A 22,704-nucleotide genomic window follows, 5' to 3' on the forward strand; every position below is an offset into this window, starting at 1 on the left:
GTAGTTAATTTTCCATCTTGGCATGCACGATAATTCGATGTGTCGGATTGACTATAGGATCGCAAGTAATCAGAGTCAGAATTTTATCCTGATCGTTCCTGTTCAGAACAGAAACATCGGTCGGCTCTACTCTTGATACGTTAAATACCGTGTACAGGTATTGTTCCCCCTGCTGATTGACAATAATATCGTCGCCAACGGAGAGCTCATCCAGCCGATTGAATAAACGGCCTTTCTTACGCACCCTGTGCGCTGCAACCGCCGCATTCCCAATTTCACCGAACGGAGATGTTTCTTCCATATGAGTGGCGGCATATTTCATATTTTCTTCGCTGGCTCCTTCAAGTATCGGCAGCATTAAATCAATTTTGTCGATTATTAATGTTGCGATTGGATCGGGCCCCGATCCTTGCTGCTCCTTGCCGTCCGACGGGTCAGAGGCTCCTAATTCGGTCTCTTCTGGTGTCTCCTCATTCGATGCGGGGGGCTGCAAAAAAATGTCCGACAATTGCTCAAAATTGGCTTGCACGCTCGATGGAGCGGGGGCGGTGTAAGTCATTTCCCATGCCTCCATTAGTCGTTCTTGTTTTGCCTCATAATACCATTCGGTTGCCTTAGGGTAGGCTAAAATAATAATACCGATAAGAACAAGAACATACGGAAATTTGCGCATCATCACCACTCATTTCTTAAAGAAAGAAGTAAAGAGACACGGGCCTCTTTACTTCTTAACGAATTAAACCATTTTTCTCCTATTTCTGACTAGAAGCAACAAACCGAGACCAACCAATCCAAAGCCTGCCATATAGAACGGAAGTGGGCTCTCTTCACCGGTTTGAGGAAGCACATTCACAGAAACCGTTTCTTCAGGAGTAGTTGCTAAAGGAACTTGTTCGTCCTCCAGTGTCGTTTCATCCTCAGAGGTAATATCCTCTTCGATAACTTCTTCTGTGGGCTCATCTTCAGTAGGTGAAGTGTTGTTAGAAGAATCTTCTTTCGGTGATCCTTTAGGAGTAGGTTCATCTTCTATAACTACGACCTCATCATCTTTCGAATCTACCGGATCTTTCGGATTTACGGAATCGGTCGGGTTATCCGTATCGTCTGAATCATCAGAGTCATCGGAATTGCCCGGGTCTACTGGTTTAATAGGACCGGGACCGGGACCGGGACCAGGATCTACTGGATCTACCGGATCTACCGGATCTACCGGATCTACTGGATCTACTGGATCAACAGGGCCGGGACCTTCGGAATCATGCTTTGTAACTGTTACTCTGTTAGATTTGATGACCTTATCATCCAACAACAGTTCAGAAATGTTCTGAATAACAATTTTGCCATCTTTGATGTAGTCTTTGAGATCGGCATCCTGGGAAATCTGAGCTGTGATGATTAACTGGTATGTTGTACCGGACAGATATTGGTAAGAGCCATCAACCTTGGGAAGTTGTACTGTCACTATGTTTCCATTGATGGTCAACTCGCCGTATACATAATCTGTCACAGTACCGCCACCGCCATATACGCTATCTGTTACACTGGTTACAGATCCGTATACATTATCGGTAACGCTGCCTGCAGGTCTATAGACACTTCCGCTGACACTTACTTCAGCTTTTTTCACCTGCAAGACGGGTTCCAACTGATCCCGCAAAGTAACTTGAGACCAATCGCCCACCTGATCCCCGAAAGTATACGTTGTGATAAACGTAAATTGTTCATCTAACGAAGATATGACCGGCTTATCGACTTCTTTAACGACAACCGGATCGCCGGGCTCCGGATTTTTCTTGTACACATAGGTGACGGTTTGCATTTCATTGGTGAAGGTGCCTTCGGCATTGGACGGCACTTCCTTCAACGTGTAGCCGTCAATGTCTTTTGCTTCCGTCGTGTAGGGCTCTCCGATGTTGCCGTTCAACGTTTCCGAAGGAGCAATTTCGTTACCTTCTTCATCGACGTAAATCACATTCACCGGTTTGCCGGGTACTACAGTTTTCGTGTACACATAGACAACCGTTTGCTCTTGGTCGGTGAATACGCCTGTGGCATTGGACGGAGTCTCCTTCAGTGTGTATCCGTCGATGTCTTTTGCTTCCGTCTTATACGGATCGCCTACCTTGCCTTTCAAGGTTTCCGGATCCGTAAGTTGATTGCCATCTTCATCGACATACTTCACAGTGACCGAAGCTCCTTGCTTCTTCGTATACACATAGGTGACGGTCTGCTCTTCGTACGTGAACTCCCCTTCCGCATTAGACGGGGTTTCCTTCAACTCATAGTCGGCAATGTCTTTCGCTTTCGTTGTATACGTTTCGCCGATTTTACCGTTCAAGGTTGCCGAATCAGCAATTTCTTTGCCTGCTTCATCCACGTGCTTTACAGTGACCGAAGCTCCTTGCTTCTTCGTATACACATAGGTGACGGTCTGCTCTTCGTACGTGAACTCCCCTTCCGCATTAGACGGGGTTTCCTTCAACTCATAGTCGGCAATGTCTTTCGCTTTCGTTGTATACGTTTCGCCGATTTTACCGTTCAAGGTTGCCGAATCAGCAATTTCTTTGCCTGCTTCATCCACGTGCTTTACAGTGACCGAAGCTCCTTGCTTCTTCGTATACACATAGGTGACGGTCTGCTCTTCGTACGTGAACTCCCCTTCCGCATTGGACGGGGTTTCCTTCAACTCATAGTCGGCAATGTCTTTCGCTTTCGTTGTATACGTTTCGCCGATTTTACCGTTCAAGGTTGCCGAATCAGCAATTTCTTTGCCTGCTTCATCCACGTACTTTACAGTGACTGAAGCTCCTTGCTTCTTCGTATATACGTAGATTACTGTCTGCTCTTGGTCGGTGAATACACCCGTGGCATTGGACGGCGTTTCCTTCAACTCGTAGTCGGCAATGTCTTTCGCTGTTGTCGTGTACGGATCATCGATTTTACCTGTCAATGTATTCGATTCAGAAATTTCTTCGCCTTCTTCATCGACATACTTCACAGTGACCGGACCGCTATCCTGAGTGTGAATATATCCAAACCATACGGTTTGAGTATAGTTATCTTTAGTAAGGTTTACCTCGGTAGGATTGTCGCCCAGTTTCAGAAGAAATTCTTCTACATCCTGTGCGGGTACGGAATAAGTTTTGTTCAGGTCCAACACCGTATGTCCGTTATTATTTTGATAATAATGGCTGTATAACCGTTGCGCAGCTTCCGGAGATTCCACTACATTGCCGGATTCGTCAACCGGAAGGCCTGCACCGTTGACCCGATAACCATTCACCACGATCCAACCCTTACCGAACTCCACTTCTGGAACGATAAAATCTTTGTCTTTATCGTCATCGTCATTATCTTTGTAGTGGATCGTTGTCGTTTTATTGGTCGGATACCATTCCCCCGGTTTCGGGTTTTTGGACAAATCAATTTTGACCGTATAAGTAAATGTTACCGGAGTGCCTTCTCTGATCGTACCGATATCCCACAAGAAAGTTTCTGTCTCCGGATTCCAGGTTGCCGTCCCTTGAGAAGCTTTATAATCGTCAGGACTGAAGGCAGCTCCCTTCATCTTAAGATCGAACATCTCGCCCATCGGATCGACAACAACGGATTCTCTAGCTGCATACATCACTTTTCCCGTTAGTTCGTCAAACACTTCGCTTAATTCGTCGCTCGTAGCAGAGTAGTACCCGCCGTTCTGGCTATTTTGCAGTACATAAGTCGCATTGGCATTGTTTCTAACATCAAGGCCGATCGAATAAATCGTCAACCCCGCATCCATCACGGCCTTCGCCTCTGATATCGTAGCAATGCCGTTCGTTCTGACCCTATACCCGTCTACCGTATACGACGAGGACAAATTGTAATTATTACCCGGTCCGATACGGTTATTGTAATTGAAGTCGGACAGGATGAAATTGTACTTATTGTTCGGCCATGTATAACTTTGGGCTTTTGCTGCTCTGTAGCTGTACGTTGGCTCTCCATCACTTAATAAAATGATCGCTTTCGTATCCGCCGTACTGTTGTCGAACAGCTGCTGGGCGGTATGCAAGCCCGACTGAATATTCGTGCCGCCGGTGGCCGAGATACGATCGATACTTCTAATTAAATCGCTCTTTTTGTCCGGACCGACAAAATTGGAAACTGTCTGAGAATCTGTACTAAACGTGACAAGTGCTATTCTTGTCCTGGAATCGGGAGTCAGCAGCGAGTTGACAAACTGCTTGGCTGCAGACTTGGCATTTGTAAGTCTGTTGTTATTGGACATACTCCCCGATTTGTCGATAACAAGCACGACATCGGAAGTCGTCTCCAGGTTGATCCCCGCAACCGACAAGGTAATTTCCCATTCGCCCGGCGTGTCGGTCGGCTTGGCTTCCTTTTTCAAATTGATTGCCCCCGGTTCATCAGACCACCCGGGCCAATCATTGGTACTTGCAAACGCCGAAACGGGTAGAAGTCCGAACAAAACGGATAAAATCGCGATCCAGGACATGGTCATTTTGAATCTTTTTTTCATCTTGTTTACTTGCTCACCTCTCAATTCATCCTATTTTCTAGATGAATATACATTATTTTACTTTTATGATTATGTAAAGTCACCTCCCGGCAAATTTACTTATCCGGGAACGCCTGCCTCCAGAAGCCGGCGCGCCGAATCTTTGAAGTTCCTTTCATTGATGCGTACCCATTTCTACATCAATCAAATACTCGGGCCTTTAAACCAGCGAATGTCGATTTCCAATAAAAAAGTCCGGTTGCAATTATTAAAAATTGCAACCGGACGATCATAAGTCTTTCGACTCGTAGACTCCAAGGCTTTGCGACCTAATCTTTCGATTAGTGTGCCGTATTTGATTGATCCGAAATATTTCCAGACGTTAGTATTTTACCAAGCCATTCTGAACAAAATCTGAACAAAATTTTAGGCTGTCGATAATTGTGGAAAAGGCGATGGATAATTCGAAAGAAGGTGAGTTCGCAGTAACCTTTGCGGCTGTTTTGTTTTCCAGGTTGTAGTAACCCTTTTTCCTGAAAAAGAAAAGTGCAGTTTTTGCTAGGAATTCGGTTGAAATCAGCCTAAAGAGTGCGATAGTACAGGAATTTTTAACCTTATCGCTGAGTTTTATGAGTATCTTGTACGACCCATTCGCTACCCTTAGCAGGTACATTTTTCCGAAAAAGTCCGTTAAAATTTCCGTAGGCCCTGTCTGGACTGATCAAGGTCTATGGTGTTTCTATAATCAAACGGCGCGGTTTTTTCGTACGATCTTAGTTGCACGTCATTAATAGAGAGCTTATAAATTTTCCAATTGGTCTGTCCAAGTTTCGCTTTAGAAAGCGCTTTTATTTCAACTTTTAAATTTTTATCTAAACTTTTCTCCAACCTTTTTTGAGTCATGCCCACTTTATTAATGACAGGCAGCTTAAGGGAGAGGATTCAATGCTCGGGCAATCATGGAAGGAACACTTGCAAAATTATGTTAAACCCGTATTCGGCTATGCACTGAACCGAACGGGCAACAGGCAGGCTGCGGAAGACTTGTCCCAAGAAATCTTTTTGCAGCTAATGAAATCACTAGCATCAGGAACTCTGATTCATAACATGGATTCCTATGTTTGGACTGTGGCCCGTTATACCTGGATTCAGTGGCTGAATCAGAAGGGGGTAAAATCTGTCGACACTAATGGTATCCCCGAACAACTGAGAGACAGTTCCCTCGAACCGGTTGATCAATTGATTCATGAAGAGGCCTTCCTAAGATTACGTCGGGAAATAGCCTACTTGTCTCATCTTCAGCGCCGTATTCTTGTTATGTACTACTATGATGGTTTGAAGCAAAGAGAAATAGCCGCCGCCCTGAACCTTCCTGTCGGAACAATCAAATGGCATCTGCACGAAGCCAAGAGAGAATTGAAGAAAGGAATGAATGGCATGCGAACCAAAGGTGAACTTAGCTTTAACCCGATTAGTTTTGCAGGAATGGGTCATACCGGGCAACCCGGGCCGGACGGGGAAACCGGAAGATTCCTCCGAAGCTCCATCTCACAGAACATTATTTATGCCGCTTATCACAAGCCCTTAGCCGTGCACGAACTGGCGGATGAACTCGGTACTCCGCCCCCTTTCATCGAGGATGAAGTCAGATACCTCACAGAATATGATTTTTTGACCGAGGTTAGTCCAGGTAAGTTTCAAACCAACATGATTCTGTGGAATACGACGCGGGAGCAGCTAGTAGAAACTTATAGTTTGTACAAGGAATGCGCTGCCGCCATAGCGGATCTTCATTATCAGGCTTTGATGGATGTTCGCTGTTCAGTAGAGGAAACCGGGATTTATTATCCTGACAAGGACTATAACTTTCTGCTGTGGACCCTGCTGCCCAAAAATATTGGAGAACAAGGAGACGCAGCCAAAGCCTTCGAGTTGAAGCAGGAGTGGATTCCACTCCGGAAGGATGGAGGCCGGTATATTGCTACAGCAACAATAGCCCCTCAGGATTGGAGCCGGGAGGATCTGCCTTTCGACCTGCGTCACTATGAAATCTGCGGACCTATGGTAAGAAATCAGGGCGGCCGTTTGTCGTTGTGGCAGATGGATACCTTCTGGAGTGATAGACCACAAAAAATTGCAGCCGCCCAAGCCGCATCAAAGAAAGACCATTACGACTCTGGTGGGGAATATTCATTAAACGCTGGCAGGAGCCCTCGCATTTTCGAAGGCTCCTGCCAACTACAACATTATGGAAGCGGAATGACGGGAAAAGAAATGATAAAACAAGTGCCTTTTCCCGGCTCACTCTCCACTTCGCAATCCCCCTCCATAGCTTTAATAATGCTGAAGGAAACCATAATGCCGAGCCCGGTGCCTTTATCCTTGGTTGTATAGAAGGGGGTGCCCAGCTTGCGAAGCTGTTCGGCATTCATCCCCTTCCCCGTATCCCGAATAACTATCGTCGCCTTATCATCCTTCTCCGTTATTCGAATCGTCAATTCTCCGCCTAGCTCCATCGCTTCGATCCCATTTTTAATAAAATTAATAAGCGACTGATGGAACTTCTTTTCTTCCCCGATAATATATATGGGCTTTGCTTCATTCTTGATCAGGCGAACACTTATATTTCCCATGATGGCATACGGTTTAATAACTTGAACAATGTAATCCAGCTCCCGGTTCAACTCCAGCAGCTCTACATTGTCCAGCGAAGGCTTGGCGAAGGAAAGATAATCCGTTATGATATGCTCGGCCCGGTCCAATTCAGCTAAGCTTATGCTGATGTACTGCTTCTTTTTCTCCTCGGTAACTACCGTATCCCGTAATAATTGAATGAATCCTCTAGTGACTGTAAGCGGATTCCTCACTTCATGCGATATGCTGGCGGCTAGCTGGCTTACCGTCTGCAAATGCTCTAACTGTGTCAGCTGATTAGAAACGGCCTGCGCCAAAGTGATACGCTCCAGTCTTTCCTCCAATTGTTTATGATCCGTCACATCTCTTAGATGAACCGCCCAGTTGCAAACGCTTCCGGATTGATCATATATAGGTGTAATGGAGAGCAGCATCTGATGCTCTTCTCCTTCGTTCGTCATTCGGATGGTCTGCAGAGTGGCCAGCTCAGAATCAGTGGCCAGCTTGGAGCTGAAGGCGGCGGCAGTGACTCGCTCATAATAGTCCTTCATTTGTTCCACAAGATTAGGTGGAATAGAGGGACAATCCAGAATGTGAACCCCTTCCAAATTCTCTTTGCGCCATCCCAGCAATTGCGAGAAAGCCCGATTTGCCAACACGATGGTGGCCTCAAGATCCAATAACAGAATGGGATCGCGATTATTTTCAATAAAAGATTCGCAGAGCCCTCTGGAAGTCTCCAGGTTGTCGTTCTCCGCTTTTTTACGCTCAGTGATCTCTCTTATGTATACGGCAATACTGACTGGCTGATCCTCTATTTCGTTCGGAACCATCATAACCCGAAGGAGGATTCTGTTCCTCTTGCCGCTGTTCATTGCCAGTTCGAACTCATGGGTCTCCCCTTCAACCGCCCTTTGAAAATAATAATGAAAAGCTTCCAAATCCTCGGAATTCATAACTTCCTTGTAATGACGGTTGATCAGTTCAATTTTGGAGTAACCAAACAGGTCTGATGCTGCCGGGTTCGCATAAACAATGTCCCCCTGGAGGCCCGTGATATAAATGGCGTCAGAGTGATTTTCAAATAGTCCATAGTTGAAAGAAACTTTCGGCAAGCCCGAATACTGGTTATTTTTCAAATCTCTATCCCTCGCTTTGCACCAAAATGTCAAAATTAACCTCCCTAGAAAACTATAGCACATCACTCATCATAAGATTCAATTATTCAGTAAACATCCTGCAAAAATAGGGATTTAAGCCCAATAAAACATAAAAAGACACCCGAAAGGTGTCCTCCCCCGTTAACCATCGCTGTCTTAATTTGCACCTGTGAATGTATGGAGACTGTCGTTCGGCTAGTCCTTCCCCATTATCCAAACCCACTGTTGAGAAGGAGTGAATCGAGCACCGTTCCATTTCAATATATTCATGACATAACCGAGACCATCGGCGTTGTATCTTCCGGTAATCCGCTGCAGAGCCATCAGTTCAAATTGACCATCCCGTTCAAAATCTACCGGTTCCAGCCCGCTAAGTGGATTGACATCCCCTTGGATGGGCTCTTTTAATTTACCGTTGGCATCATATATTTCGGACAAATACTGGCGTCCCTTATAGGTCAGATCGATAATATACGTGCGCATTGGGGTCTGACTCTTGACCTGTGCCTTATAGCCATCCAAATAATGGACGGTGTATTTGTGCTGTTCATTATACTCCATCGCATCAAATAATTTACGGGGTTGATTATTGACATAAGAAAAGACATAGTCAAATGTAAATGCTCCAGACCCCCCTGAATCGATGCGGATCAATATATCGTCCACCCTATCCCCCGTAAAGTCTTTCAAAGATACAGTAGGATTATACCCTGCATTTTGTGGAAGCGGGATGAGACGACTCCTTCTTGTTCTTCCGTCCTGAATGAGCAGCGTAATGTGCTGTATGAACGGACTGCCCGGACTTTTGCTGCCAACCAAATAAACCATATCGGGTACATGATCCCCATTGACGTCCCCGATCTTCCGATCCACTATCAGCATGGCAGCGGATGGGTTTGACTCCGGCTGCCTGGGGCCAAAGCCGTAAGCATAACCGTACATCGGATTCACTCCTCTGTTAGTTTTATCGCTTACAGTTTATGACGAGTCTATGGGCGATGTGCACGAGGCGGGAAGCCCTCGAAGCAAAGTCAGGAAGAGCGACCGCGATTAGAGGAAGGTTTAGACGCCGACTCCGTTGGAGTGCGGACGCAATAAACTTCGAAGGTCATACGTCACTTTTTATGGGATTATTTTACAACAGAAAAATTTTAAAGTTCTTTATAGCGGTGTAAACAAGATTCCTGTTGGCAAGAAAAGCTTCCTCTAACAAAAAAACGGACTCCCGCCGCCAAGCGAAAGCCCGTTTCGGTTATTACCGCTTTACCCGGATCGTATCACGGCCCGTAAAGCGTGTTCCATCGTTCAGATGGCCGCTAAGCACCATCTCCGCTTCCCCTTCTGCCTCTCCTAGCGCAGCAATCACTTTCTGCCGGTCAAATTTGAGCATCAGATCCTGAATTCCATTGTGATCCCTGTCTCCAATTTCAGTCGGGTGCGTTTGGGCCTCGATATAGGTTTCCCCTACGTACAACCTGACAGAGAAGAGATCAATTCCAGACACCTCATGGGGGGACGGCAATTCTACGTACGCCGTCATGGAATTCGCCCCTCCCTGACTTTTCAGGTTCAAAGTGCGCGGATGGATCTCAACAGCGGCCTCCAATATTTCCGGTTCAGGAGCTTCCGCCGAATAGTAGATCTCAATTTCATTAATCGTCGGTTCTTTCTCCGTAGTAGAGTTCATCCACACCCTGAAATAGGACGAAGTCACCGGGGCGAACTCGATCGTCTTGCTCGGCCCGATGGTGGTCCCCTCGGTGCCGGGAATATCGATATAATTGATGCCGTCTTCAGAATACTGCAGTACATAGGAGTTGACCCGGGGATAATCGATCTCCTTAATGATAACCATGTTATAGGTTAAATCTTCCCCGAAGTCTACGCCCAGAAATTGATCGGCGACCTCCCCTTTTCCCGCAGACCAGCGGGAGCCGTCATTCGAATCGAAGGCCTTCGCTGCCTCATAACTGCCGCCCCAGACAGACGAAGCAAAATAGCTTCGATTCGCTGCGAGATTCTCGTTATGGATCTCTACAGTCAACACGTCGCTCCCGTAGCTGAAATGAAAAGTGAGCTTATGCTGACCAAGTGGAAGGGTAGCCAAGTATTCCTGCTTTAAGGTCACCGTGGCTCCATTATCGATATAATCTACGCCTTCAGTTAAATCACCAGTCTCCCCCTTAATAGAGACGAGCGTATTCCCGTTCAATTTCATGGGGATCACACGATCTCCCGAATTCTGAGGATATACGAGAGTCGATACTTCCAGCTCCGCCTTCTTCGGAAGCACAACACTAAGACTCAGAAAGGCGTCATTGCCTTGAGAGAAGGTGAACTTCAAAGCATATTCCCCGATATTCAGAGAACTCAAGTAAGCTTTCGTCAATACTACGGTCTCTCCGTTCACGATATAATCCAGCCCCTCGATCAGCCCAACAGAACCGTTGGCTATCGAAGCGAGCTGATTTCCGTTCAGTCTCATACGGATGGTCTGATCGCTGTTATTTTGCGGGTACTCCAGGAAGGGGGTACTTATTTCCGCATGCGCAGGGGGCAGACCGTCCCCAATCACCCCGATTTGGTCAAACGGGATCTTCTCGAATTCCGGCAGTTGGGCATAGATCGGTGAATCGTCGCGCAGGCCAAAATTTCCGTTAGCCGGGTCCACAAAGCCCAGTCCCTCTTTATCTGCAAAGGCGATATTGTTCTCAAAGGTTCCCATTTCCATATTTCGGCTGTCGCCAGTGATGTTGCCCGTATTCACGAATACATTGTTGCGGACGACATTTCGCTTGGGCAGCAGCGGATCGTCCTCCAATATATTGGGGAGAGTTGGATATCGCGCGCTCCAGATTTCCCCTTGATAAGGAACCTGATCAAATTTGCTCATTAAAGAGTCATAATTTTTCTCCCCCGGCTTATAGTTCCGGTTCATGAAAGCAATGAATGTCCCGCTGTCGAGGACGATATTGTTCTCCACGACATTCTCCCGTCCGTTCGCCAGCTTGAAGGCCTGCTTGCCGATATCGTGAAATACATTGCCGCGCATTTCCACACCACTCATATAGTCGTCCAGATAAATAGCAGCAGTGGAAACCCGCAATTGGCTGGCCACCATGTCATGGAAATAATTATAGCGAATGACGTTGCCGCGCCATACGAAGCTTCTGCCGGAATAAATGGCGGACGCATCCGCAGTTTCTTTGACTACATCATAGATGTCGTTATATTCGATCAAGTGATCGTTGCCCCGGAATTGAATCGCAAAGTGGGGGGCATTATGCAGCTTGTTATAGGCCACACGATTGCCGACACCGTTCAATTCTACAGCGGGGGTATACGTCAACTTCACTCGCGAATAATCCGAGATGTCATTGTTAACCACATAATTCTCCGCAGGCGTCAACGTCTCGAAATCACCGCCATCCAGACGAATTCCGCCATTCCCCAGGCTGTAAATCAGGCTGCCGTATACACCATTATTCCTCCCTCCATAAATCCTGACGGCGTATCCGCCCATTTTGCTAATTTCGCTATATTCGATGCGGTTATTTTCCCCTCCGGTGATCTCAATGCCGTTGCCGCGGCTCACTTCCATATTCAGTCCGCTAAAGACGATATTCGACGTTTGATCCATCCGAATTAAACTGTCTTTCATAAGCGAGAGCTGAATTTTCCCTTCTGCCACCGGAGTCGGCGGGTAAAGATACAAAATCCCTGTATTCCTGTCCAGATACCATTCCCCCGGCGCATCCAGCAGCTCCAGGATATTGTAAAAGTAAAACCGCTGGTCGGCCTTCATGGCATAGCTGGAGGAGTTATAGGTTTCAATCGTCTTCTGGTCGAAATCTATCGATTTAATATGCAGATCATTGGCGAACCAATCATTCCCCCAATAACCTGACATCCAGACATCATTGTTATTGGGCCACGGGTTAGGAATTTCATCTTTATAGGTAAACGTATAGCCCGGGTTAGCCTCATCCGGTTTCACCAAAACCTGGTCTACCAGTGTAAAGCCATGATTGGGCCAGCGGGCCAGAGTCATCACGTTCCCGTTAATGAACAGCTCCGGGGCTACATCCAGATTGTCCCCCAGAACACCGTAATCGGTTATACCGATAGACTGCAGATCCAGCTGAAGGACGTGATCTCTGGCTCCTTGCGGGATTCGTGCCAACAAGGCCGAATCGGTAACTGGCTTGAACAAGGCGGCATCGAGCAAATCTCCCCCGGCGAAGGTCACCTTTTCTCCTTCATACGCTTTGTATACGACCGGGGCATTCAAGACTCCCGAATCGCGCCCATCCAATTGGAAGGTATCGGTAAACCGATAGACTCCCTCCCTGATCTGAATTTCAACGCCTCCGGCCGGAAAGCCCCCTCCGCTCTTCATCTCACGAACGGCATCCCGAGCTCTCTCCAATGTCGCAAACGGCTGATCGAGGGACCCGTCGTTCGCGTCATTTCCATCTTTGGCAACATACAAGTGAACCGCCGCATTAACCTCCGCCATGACGGAATGGCCTTGACCGCTAACTATAAGAATAGTACATACTGCCGTAAATAAAACAAGAACCCTTAACCACGGCTTGTCTCTCATACGATCTCACCTCTCCTCTTACAGTTAATGAACTGCTGGGATATGACTGTCAGAATTGTCGTCAACCGCCCCTCCTTCCTTGTCAAGCATCGCTATCGCCGTCTTTCACCTCCATTGTATGGCGCCTTCCCGCCCAAATAAATTAGCTATTCTAACCTTTTTTATTGTTAAATTAACCTGTTCACGAACCAACCTATGGATTCACCCGCTCATCGCTGCTCATCCGGTTTCTATATTCCGAAGGAGACAAGCCCAAGCTCTTCTTGAACGCCGCCGAAAAATAAGAGCCATCATTAAATCCCGCCCGGTAGGCGACTTCATTCACAGCCAGATCGGTAAACGCAAGCAAGTGCTTCGCTTCCTCCAATCTTCTTTCATAGATGTACCGCATAGGGGGCACCCCCAGATGCTTCTTGAAAAAACGGATAAAATAGTTGGGGTGAAAATGAGCAGTTTGCGCCAGCTCTTCTATAGTGAGCTCTTGGGTCAAGTGAGTATCGATATAGTGGATCGTATCCAGCAGCTTCCGAATGGACATCGTCTGGGGACTGTCATCCTTAACCATGAAGGCTTGGTCGATAAAATACGCGATGATCGCAAACAATGCGGAATAAATTTTCAGGGAAGTAGCGGGACCGTCATTGGCACGGTTATCGGACAGCTCCAGGAAATGCTGCTGCAGCCCGGCGGAAGGATCAGCCGCAACGATCTTCGGAATATCAAACAGGTTAAACAAGTGCACAAACTGGATATTGGATCTAAAATGACACCAATACATCGTATAGGGCGTACCTTCGGTCACGGAAAACGACTGCAGGATGCCTCCGGGAATAAACATCAGCTCTCCAGGCATGGGAGTGTATTGCTCATGCCCGAACTGAATCCAGCCTTCACCGTTGCATATATAGTACAGCTTGTTATAGGACGGAGCATAATTAAAACGCTTCCAATCGCGTCCGCAGATGGACAGCTTGGCATGTAACAACTCGATCCGCAGCTTGGAAAGATAATCGTTGAGCCACTGCTTCTTGCCCTTTTCCATCACCCATTCACCTCTCATCAGCAAGTAGATTGAACGCATCTCTCGTCCAAGATTAGCCTGAAAAAGACACCGATTACGGTGCCTTTAACACGGTTGCTCCTATCATGGCGGTGGTGCCTTGTTGCCCTCACATCAAGGCTGAATTTCCAACGCTGCTTTCCAGCTTATTCATTATCCTTACAGTGCATTTACTTTCTGCCGTAATCGGCTTTAATCTCTCCCCACTTCTCGGTCTCCCACTTCAATACCTTGTTGTCGTAGCTATGGGTATGCAGCCATGCCAGCGCTCTATCCACCAGATCCCATACTTCCTTCGTAGATTCGTTACGCTCCAGGGTCGTCGCCACCTTCTTCTCCCTCACCCATTTCAGAGCCGTTCTCGAGTCACTGTATACGGTTTGAGTACTGCCCTTGTTTTTCAAATAAGCCAAGGAATGAACAATGGCCAGAAACTCACCCAAATTATTCGTGCCATTAGGAATCGGGCCATGGGAAAAGAGAACCTCGCCTGTCCGGGTGCAGACTCCCCTATATTCAATCGGTCCCGGATTGCCTCGTGTTCCTACATCCACCGAAATACTGTCGTAATCAATCTTCTTCACGGATTGGGAGGAGACGGATGGGGTCTGCTTCGCAGCAGCTCCTTGGCGGCCCCAATGCTTGGTCCAGCCTTCCCGGTAGGCCTGCTCCGCCTCGGCCTTGGAAGAATAGGATTTATATTTCGCATCATTCCGTCCATCCACCTGCTCTTTACATTCCGGCCAGCTCGTATAAATTCCCGGCCGGTGGCCGACCCATACGACATAGTACTTTTGCTTTGCCATCATCAGTCCCTCTCTTCCGCCATACATCACTGCCTTGTCTCTATATTTACATACAGAAGGACTAGACGTCAAAAAACCAATCCTCTCTAGGAGGATCGGTTTAATCTTCGCCGCAGCTATAGATGCGATAATAAAATTATATTGTCGGCATAGTTGCTTGAAGCCGGGAGGCACTTTCCTGCAGAACGGAATGGCTTTTACCATCCAAAGTCCGTTTTCCTGTTTCTGCCAACGTCTTGATATTGCTCAGGATCATCCACCAATGTTCCTTGGCATTTTGATAAGATGGGTGGTCGGGCGCCCATTCGTCGTTAACTAGCGTCAGCTTCGTGCAGCTGCCAACAGTGTCCAGTGTGAAGGTTACTCTTGTTTCCAGCTCTTCATGGTTGGAATAATAGGATGGACCGGGATGTTCAGTGTAGCTTAGTACTTTATGGGGCTCATAAGCTAATATTTTGCCGTAGACATGGACCGTTTCCTCTCCGTCATTGCCCGGACCTACATATTCATAAGGATCTCCTGCCCGGAAAGAAGACCGGATCACACATCCAAAAAAAGTTTGGCGGGTTCCTTCCGGGGAAACGAACGCATCCCACACTTGTTCAGGTGTCGCGCCGATATAAAATTCGTATTTCAATTGCATCCAGAATCACTCCTTTGCTTCAGGGAAATGTTATTTATTTGAACCATCCTTCCACTGTGCTACTATAATAATAACTTTGGCAACCAAGCCCGTATTGTAAAAACACGACAAAGCCCGTCCATTGCTTCATCAGCAAAACCATCTTTATGATCTCTTCATCCCTTGATTCCATGCACAGCCGGGAGGAGTAGCAGGATGAATTCCAATTCCAATTCTAATTCCAATGCCCCAAGACCCAGTCTGGGCGTGTTGCATTTACAAGAAGGCGAGAAGAAGTTCCAGCTTACCCGTCATGTTCCGTCAGAGGACATCGGCTTTTTCGTCAAGCACTTCTGGATCGTCAGCTGGGACTTAATAGGACAGCTCTCCTATTCCCAGGAGGTGGTGCCGAATCCTTGCGTCAATATGGTGTTCGAGCGGAACCATTCATCCATTTACGGTGCTTCCAGACAGAAATTCTCACGCCTTCTTCAAGGGATGGATCAAGTATTTGGCGTCAAATTTAAACCGGGGGGATTTTACCCTTTTGTAAAGTGGCCTATCTCCAGGCTAACGGCCGGCTCCATCCCTGTAGAGAACGTATTTAACGCGGAATCTGATCAAATAGGGAGCAGCATCCTGTCCCAAGACGACCCTCATAAGATGGTAAAGCTGGCCGAAAGCTTAATCCGCCAGCAGCTCCCGGACCAGGATGAGAGGATCGTGCTGATCAATGAAATCATCGACCGGGTTCAGGCCGACCGCAGCATCACGAAAGTAGATCAGATCTGCGAGACGTTTCAGCTCAACATACGGAAGCTGCAGCGCATATTCAGCCAATACGTCGGGGTCAGCCCGAAATGGGTCATCAAGCTTTACCGGCTGCAGAATGCGGCTGAGGCTATGGATCAAGGACAATGCATCAATTGGCTAGACCTGTCCATAGAGCTCGGTTACTATGATCAATCACATTTTATTTAAGATTTTAAATCGATTATCGGTAAAACTCCGGAGGAATATGCGTCCAAATAATATCTCAGCGCTGCATGCAACATGCCTGACGTTGGAGGATGATAAGAAAACGCCTGACGGCGTCCTTTGAGGATGAATAAGTAACCTTAGGTGTAGGAGCATGCAGTGAGGCAGCCTGGATCGTCACCGTATCTGGAACAAGCGTAAAGTAGGTGTTGGTGTAGTAGCATCGTTGACAATCGACTGCAATAATACATCACTTTTGACCGGACTCCGCTCTTTTAGGGTCATCAACTGCAAACATGCAGTCGATTTCTTCAATTCAGCCATTTTCGGGCCCAAATGGCCGAATCTACTGTATATTTGCAGTAGATCTATCGAAATGAGATCAAAAGTCACCCATCGACTGCACTTTTGCTTTCATTCATCAAGGCTGACTAATCCTCGCCAATTCTGACTAATCCATGAAGAGGAAAGAGACCTGCTCTCCCCCCCTCGAAAACTTATAAATTCTAATATCGCAAAAATGAAAGAGACAACCGTAAGTCCGATTGGACGGCGTTGTCTCTTTTTTAACACATATGGAATTTACCCCCGAGGGACGTTAGACTGCAGTTTTTCTCACTGTTCTTCCCTGTAATCCTCGACCAGAACCTCCAGCTCTCCCGTCACCGGATCCATAATAAACCCGTGAACAGGCACCGTCTGAGGAAACAAGGGATGCTTGCGGATCATCTTAACGCTTTGCATAACTCCATCCTCGGGATTGGCAAACCCGCGCAGAAACTTCTCCATGCGAATACCGGAGTTTTCCAGCGTACGGATCACCGTAGGATCAATGCCATTTTCGATAAACTTATTGACCATCCCTTGCGCGTCCAGATTCGTCATTCCACAGCCATGGTGTCCAACGACCAGCACCTCACGCGCGCCCAGTTCATACACCGCCACCAATATGCTTCGCATGGCACTGCCGAAAGGCTGGGTTAAGACAGCGCCCGCATTTTTAATAAATTTCGCATCCCCATTCTTCAGTCCTAGCGCTTTCGGAAGCAATTCCACAAGCCGCGTATCCATACAAGTAAGAATAGCTACTTTTTTATCAGGGAATTTATTCGTTAAGTAAGCTTCGTACTGTTTCTCCTCTACGAATTTCTTGTTGAATTCCAATAGACTCGGAATGATTGACATATTATGACCTCCTAGCTCGATGCCTTCTTTCTATTATTCACGGATATGCCAGAGACGTCAATTGTTTACTATATAAATGGCACTAAAGAAAGCGATCATTCCGTTCCGAAGGAAAGTGCCTCCGAAGCTTCAAACATCATACTCCTTCCCCAAAAAGTGAAGATGAGCTTCGAAGCAATTCCAGGTACTTTTCGGGGACCCCGAAACAACAGATTCCTTCTATATGGATGGGCCTTCGGATGGTAGGTATTCAAAGCCAAAACTCGCCCTGGAAGCATCTTTCTTTCTCCACTCCATGATCTATAAATTCTTTAGTGCCGTGTATATATTTACCAAGCGCCGTCATTTAAGCCATATTAAATGTAAATTGCCCTCTATTCGAGCTAGAAACGATTCTTGCCGATTCATAAATTTAAGAGATTTTTAAAAGTTTTTTAAGAGAAATCAACAGATATTCCTTAATTTCTTCCTATAAGATGAACAAAGTAACAGGAAGCAGCAAATAGGAGGAAATAAGAATGAAAATGCCAGTTGTAGACGTGAATAACGTAAAAAAAGTATATGGCAAAAAAGGTGAAAGCCAATCGCACGCATTAAAAGGCGTGTCGTTCTCGATCCAAGAAGGAGAATTTATCGGGATTATGGGACCATCCGGTTCGGGAAAAACCACCCTGTTAAATGTGATCTCCACTCTAGATAAAGCGACAGATGGTGTTGTCCGTATTGCGGGAACAGATATTACCCAAATGAAGCAAGGGGAGCTATCCGACTTCCGTTCCCAGCGGCTGGGATTTATTTTTCAGGACTTTAACCTGCTGGAGAACTTGTCCATCTATGAAAATATTGCTCTGCCGCTTTCCTTGCAAGGCGTCTCATCTAGAAAAATCGGCCCTAAAGTAGAAAAGGTTGCCAGCATGCTGGGGATTTCCGATATTTTGCAAAAGTACCCTTCTGAAGTGTCCGGTGGACAAAAGCAGCGCTCAGCAGCGGCGCGTGCGCTCGTACACGAGCCAGCCATTATTCTGGGAGATGAGCCGACAGGGGCGCTTGATTCCAAAAACGCAACAAGCTTATTAGAAGCGATGACCAACCTGAATGAAGAGCAAGGCGTATCCATTATGATGGTGACCCATGACCCGCTGAGTGCGAGTTATTGTCAACGGATTTTATTTATTCAAGACGGAGAGTTATACCAGGAAATTCACCGTACGGGGACCCGCGAATCGTTCTACAAAGCCATTCTCGATGTCCTGGCCGACCTCGGTGCGTCAAAACTTTAAGAAAAGGAGGTGCGGACATGCTGTTCAAGCTGTCCATGTCTGGGCTGAAGAGTAAGTTTAAAGACTACGCCGTCTTGCTGACCGGTCTGGTCATGTCGATTTCTATCTTTTATTTGTTCCAGACGCTGGCCCTAAACAGAGCCTTCATTGAAGCCAATTCGGTCATTCGTCATATTCAGTTCGTCTTTCATGCCGGGTCCTTCTTACTGGCGGTCATTACCTTCTTCTATATTTTGTATGCCAACTCATTTTTATTATCGCTTCGTCAAAAAGAGTTCGGGATGTACATGACGCTAGGAGCCAAAAAACATAAGATTGCTTCGCTTATGTTTATGGAAACCATGGTTATAGGCATGGCCTCGCTGGTCCTGGGCATCGCCTTGGGCACAGGTCTCTCTCAAGGAATCGGGCAACTGCTGATGAAGCAGCTTGATTTTACTGCGGGCGGATATTATGCCTTATATGTTCCATCTATAGCGGTCACTTGTATTTTCTTCTTTGTCCTATTTATGTTATCTGCTATCTGGAATAGCATTAAGCTGTCCCGCGTCACGGTATTGCAGCTTGTTCATTCGGATAAACAAACGGACCGGGTAAGGGTAAAAGGAAAAATGACCGGGTTTATCGCAGTTCTTGCAATGATTTTATTAACGATCGGTTATGCCGCCATGATCAAGATGGAGGTTCTGCGAGAATCCGGAATTATCATCGCATTAATTGCTACCACAGCGGGCACATACCTGCTCTTTATGTCCCTCCTCCCCCTGCTCATTAAGAAGCTGAAGAGTAATAAGAATCGCAACGAAAAAGGGCTGAATGCTTTTACATTCGCACAGTTGAACTTCCGAATAAATAGCTTATCCAGAGTATTGGCCACCGTTGCCATGTTAGTCGCTCTTGGAGCAGGTGCGATCTCGGCAGGAATGGCTTTCAAAAATAATGCAGGAATGATGGCGGAGCTCTCTTACGAATACGATATCGTTACTCACAATCCGACGGCCGAAGAACAGAAAGTGTTAAATAAAATTAAGTTCAGTGAACAATACGAATACCATTATAAAGTCGATGAACAGTTCGTTTATTATGCAAAAGAAGAATTAGAAAACCAGCGTCCACAATCTGCTTTTTCTGCCGATGGAGAGCGTCTGGAGGAATATGAACCGGTTTCTGGGGAGCTTCCCGTAGGCGCTGTGCTAGGATCGAATCAGGAGGTTGATGGTCCGGTAATCGAATACCCCAACCCTTGGGCAAGGGCGCTGCGTACGATTCATCCCTATTCCATCTATTCGGATCGCAGCGTTAAAATTGTAGCTCAGAAGGAACTCGCTGAGCTGCAAGGGGAGGAAGGCTTGGCCTTCCTTGGCAAAACCGATCACTTTGAAGCGTATCTGAATGAGTGGAAGAGCATCGATGAGCTGCAGCAAGATAAGCCCGGGGAGGTTGCCTTATCTAATAGAAAATATAACTCCTATATAGAATATTATGGCATTGCCAGTGGAATCGTATTTATGGGCTTCTTCTTGGGGATTGCTTTTTTAGCTATGATGGCCAGCTGTTTAATGTTTAAAATCCTTTCCGGTGCGTCCCAGGACATTAACCGCTATCAGATGCTTCGCAAAATCGGCGTTCGTCCTTCATTATTATCCAAATCAGCCTATAAAGAATTGTTCCTGGTCTTCCTGTTCCCGGCCATCCTTGGTATTGTTCACGTATTAGTGGGTATGAACATATTCTCATTTATTCTGATCGATCCGTATTTCCGCGTATGGCTTCCTATTATTCTTTTTATTGCCATTTACGCAGCCTACTACTTCATTACGGTTCAGCTGTATAAAGGAATCGTGCTTCCCCATAAAGAGTAGCCGACAATTTGCTGCCGTCTTGCACATTAGGAATTGAAAGCGACCTTGCCAGGTCGCTTTTTTGATTTATTAAAGCGGAGAAGAACTATTCCGACTTCATTTCTCTAGAGAAATTCCTAATGAAATCATCCCCATAACAAGTTTGTTAGTGTAAAATTATATAAAATTGGAAGGAGGTTCCTAATTTGTTAACCGATCTAGAATCTCGACGATTGCTTCGAGCACTTAAAAATTTAATCGATACTAATCCTATTGTCTTTCCAACCGTACAAGCTTATATAACGCTTGAAGCCTACTCAACAGAAACAAATGCTAAGTTCCAGATAGACGTTCAAAGAAAAAGTTTAAATGTTAAAAAGTGTACTTATCAAACCCGATACAAAAAATCGATAAATCTACTTCGTGTCGATATTGAAGGACCTCCTCACCTAAACCCTGATGGGACTGAAATTCCCTGTCCACATATACATATTTATAAGGAAGGATATGATGATAAATGGGCCTACCCCTTAGAGGCTAAAATGGTTACCGACCCATCTGATTTAGTTCAGGTATTAATCGACTTCTTGGAGTATAATAATATTGATAACGTTCCAAAAGTGATTTATCAAGTTGAGGTGGATTAATATTGAACCTTGTCGATAAATTATCTGATTCCTACGTGAATTGGTTAAAACAAAAAATTACATTTAAAGAATTGGAAAATACGGTGGAAATTACGACTCCTTTTATGGACAGACATAATGATTACCTGCAAATCTATGTTCAACAGAAGAATATGAATAAGCTAACATTAAGCGATTCTGGCTATATCCTTACCGACCTAAAATTATCTGGATGCGATGTACATTCTTCTCCTAAAAGAAAAAAGGTGTTGCAGACTATATTAAATGGATATGGTGTAAAAGTATCTGCAAGAGAAGAACTATTTGTGGAATCCACACTAGAAGCCTTTCCTCAAAAAAAGCATATGCTTATTCAGGCGATGATGACCGTAAACGATATGTTTATGACCTCCCGTGATAATGTACAAAGTATTTTTCTGGAGGAGGTAGATCAGTTTCTGTTTGAAAATGATGTTCGATTTACTGAAAATATCAGCTTTACCGGCAGGAGTGGCTTTCCCCAAACTTTTCATTTTGTTATTCCGCGTTCCAGAAAGAGTCCTGAAAGAATACTACATGCCATTAACAACCCAACTAAACAAAATTCTGAAACTCTCCTCTTTGCTTGGACGGAAACAAAAGATACCCGAAGATCCGATTCAAAACTTTTGGCGATATTAAATGATACCGATAAAACAATTCGAGCCAGTATCATTAATGCTTTTCATGAATATGAAGTGCAGCCAATCCTTTGGTCTGAAAGAGAAAAGCATATTAATCAATTAACCGGCTAAAGTCGGAAATTTCAAGGAATTGCTGCCGCCTCTCAAAAATACGGGACGAAAAAAGACACCTTTGCGGTGTCTTTGTATTCTCCCTCACTCAACTTTCACAGCTAAAGTTTAAAGATCAGTATTGAAAAATACGAATTCCTGCGATTATGCAGTTATTATTCCTCAAAACAGGAACTGGAGAGAAAAGCCTGCGATTATACAGCCATTTCTGTATAAAACAACCCCGTCTTCATTGAAACGAGAAAAAAGATGTATTTTTGCAGGCTTTGCTGCGGCAACAAATCCGAACGGCTTAAAGCCTGCAGAATTGCAGGCTTTTTGAAATGTTAGCAAGAAATTACTCTCTCGACCTATCTCGTTTCTAGTGAAGCGGTGCATCATGATTTCTGAAGCTTTCCTATTTCCTTCTGTCGTGGATTCAGTCACAACGATAGCTAGGCCAATCCTGTTCCCAAAAATAAACTTAAGAAACATTGCCTTCATATATAAATTTCTCGTCGCCGACCTCCGCCTGGAGCCGGTCTAACTCCTCGGTCAGTCCTTCCTCATCCATTTAATCGAGCAGACGCCCCACATTGTCATCTACTGACGTGATACAGCGTAAGTAATCC

The 22,704-nt window shown here is 45.8% G+C and carries 15 protein-coding genes, 1 pseudogene and 1 riboswitch; of the genes and pseudogenes, 6 read left to right on the forward strand and 10 right to left on the reverse strand.

The genetic code is table 11. The features are described from left to right. Nucleotides 1-4: 4 nt before the first annotated feature. Nucleotides 5-676, reverse strand: coding sequence for a class D sortase (locus KJS69_RS16710; protein ID WP_249730567.1), 672 nt, complete (start codon nt 674-676; stop codon nt 5-7). 60 nt (nt 677-736) lie between these two features. Then, a complete protein-coding gene (locus KJS69_RS16715; protein WP_213584914.1) occupies nt 737-4,522 on the reverse strand; it encodes a MucBP domain-containing protein in 3,786 nt (1,261 codons plus the stop codon). Nucleotides 4,523-4,774: 252 nt separating this feature from the next. Continuing rightward, nucleotides 4,775-4,862, reverse strand: a riboswitch (cyclic di-GMP riboswitch). A 584-nt stretch (nt 4,863-5,446) separates the two neighbouring features. Here KJS69_RS16715 and KJS69_RS29720 point away from each other — a divergent pair. Beyond that, nucleotides 5,447-5,917: pseudogene (locus tag KJS69_RS29720) on the forward strand (RNA polymerase sigma factor); the annotation flags it as partial. A gap of 830 nt (nt 5,918-6,747) precedes the next feature. On the opposite strand, the gene KJS69_RS16720 reads toward KJS69_RS29720, so the two are convergent. The 6 genes from KJS69_RS16720 to KJS69_RS16745 all read right to left on the reverse strand — a co-directional run bounded on the left by KJS69_RS16720 (nt 6,748) and on the right by KJS69_RS16745 (nt 15,410). After that, entirely contained in the window at nt 6,748-8,307 is a 1,560-nt protein-coding gene (locus KJS69_RS16720; RefSeq protein WP_213584915.1) for a PAS domain S-box protein, read from the reverse strand. Nucleotides 8,308-8,490: 183 nt separating this feature from the next. After that, nucleotides 8,491-9,237 carry a VCBS repeat-containing protein gene (locus tag KJS69_RS16725; RefSeq protein ID WP_213584916.1) on the reverse strand — a complete coding sequence of 249 codons (747 nt, stop codon included), beginning with the start codon at nt 9,235-9,237 and terminating at the stop codon, nt 8,491-8,493. Between the two features lie 313 nt (nt 9,238-9,550). Further along, complete coding sequence (locus tag KJS69_RS16730; RefSeq protein ID WP_213584917.1) at nt 9,551-12,901, reverse strand: X2-like carbohydrate binding domain-containing protein; 3,351 nt, start codon at nt 12,899-12,901, stop codon at nt 9,551-9,553. 193 nt (nt 12,902-13,094) lie between these two features. Further along, entirely contained in the window at nt 13,095-13,943 is an 849-nt protein-coding gene (locus KJS69_RS16735) for an AraC family transcriptional regulator (protein WP_213584918.1), read from the reverse strand. A gap of 188 nt (nt 13,944-14,131) precedes the next feature. Continuing rightward, complete coding sequence (gene rnhA, locus KJS69_RS16740) at nt 14,132-14,767, reverse strand: ribonuclease H (RefSeq protein ID WP_213585024.1); 636 nt, start codon at nt 14,765-14,767, stop codon at nt 14,132-14,134. 136 nt (nt 14,768-14,903) lie between these two features. Beyond that, a complete protein-coding gene (locus KJS69_RS16745) occupies nt 14,904-15,410 on the reverse strand; it encodes an SRPBCC family protein (RefSeq protein WP_213584919.1) in 507 nt (168 codons plus the stop codon). Between the two features lie 195 nt (nt 15,411-15,605). Here KJS69_RS16745 and KJS69_RS16750 point away from each other — a divergent pair, with 195 nt between their 5' ends. Beyond that, a complete protein-coding gene (locus KJS69_RS16750) occupies nt 15,606-16,370 on the forward strand; it encodes a helix-turn-helix domain-containing protein (protein WP_213584920.1) in 765 nt (254 codons plus the stop codon). Between the two features lie 612 nt (nt 16,371-16,982). Here KJS69_RS16750 and KJS69_RS16755 read toward each other — a convergent pair. Continuing rightward, complete coding sequence (locus KJS69_RS16755; protein ID WP_213584921.1) at nt 16,983-17,552, reverse strand: beta-class carbonic anhydrase; 570 nt, start codon at nt 17,550-17,552, stop codon at nt 16,983-16,985. A 518-nt stretch (nt 17,553-18,070) separates the two neighbouring features. On the opposite strand from KJS69_RS16755, the gene KJS69_RS16760 reads away from it, so the two are divergent. The 4 genes from KJS69_RS16760 (at nt 18,071) to KJS69_RS16775 (ending at nt 22,093) form a co-directional block, all read left to right on the forward strand. Continuing rightward, nucleotides 18,071-18,832 (forward strand): ABC transporter ATP-binding protein, encoded by a 762-nt coding sequence (locus KJS69_RS16760; RefSeq protein ID WP_213584922.1) that lies wholly within the window; start codon nt 18,071-18,073, stop codon nt 18,830-18,832. Between the two features lie 17 nt (nt 18,833-18,849). After that, nucleotides 18,850-20,694, forward strand: a complete 1,845-nt coding sequence (locus KJS69_RS16765) for an FtsX-like permease family protein (RefSeq protein ID WP_213584923.1) — start codon at nt 18,850-18,852, stop codon at nt 20,692-20,694. Between the two features lie 185 nt (nt 20,695-20,879). After that, nucleotides 20,880-21,320 carry a DUF6978 family protein gene (locus KJS69_RS16770; RefSeq protein ID WP_213584924.1) on the forward strand — a complete coding sequence of 147 codons (441 nt, stop codon included), beginning with the start codon at nt 20,880-20,882 and terminating at the stop codon, nt 21,318-21,320. 2 nt (nt 21,321-21,322) lie between these two features. Beyond that, nucleotides 21,323-22,093: a DUF1829 domain-containing protein gene (locus KJS69_RS16775; protein WP_213584925.1), complete on the forward strand. Its 771-nt coding sequence runs from the start codon at nt 21,323-21,325 to the stop codon at nt 22,091-22,093. A gap of 162 nt (nt 22,094-22,255) precedes the next feature. Here the strand turns inward: KJS69_RS16775 and KJS69_RS16780 are convergent, their stop codons facing one another. Continuing rightward, nucleotides 22,256-22,576: a hypothetical protein gene (locus KJS69_RS16780; RefSeq protein ID WP_213584926.1), complete on the reverse strand. Its 321-nt coding sequence runs from the start codon at nt 22,574-22,576 to the stop codon at nt 22,256-22,258. Between the last annotated feature and the right edge of the window lie 128 nt (nt 22,577-22,704).

The sequence above is a fragment of the Paenibacillus sp. J2TS4 genome (genome assembly GCF_018403245.1).
GTDB lineage: Bacteria > Bacillota > Bacilli > Paenibacillales > NBRC-103111 > Paenibacillus_L.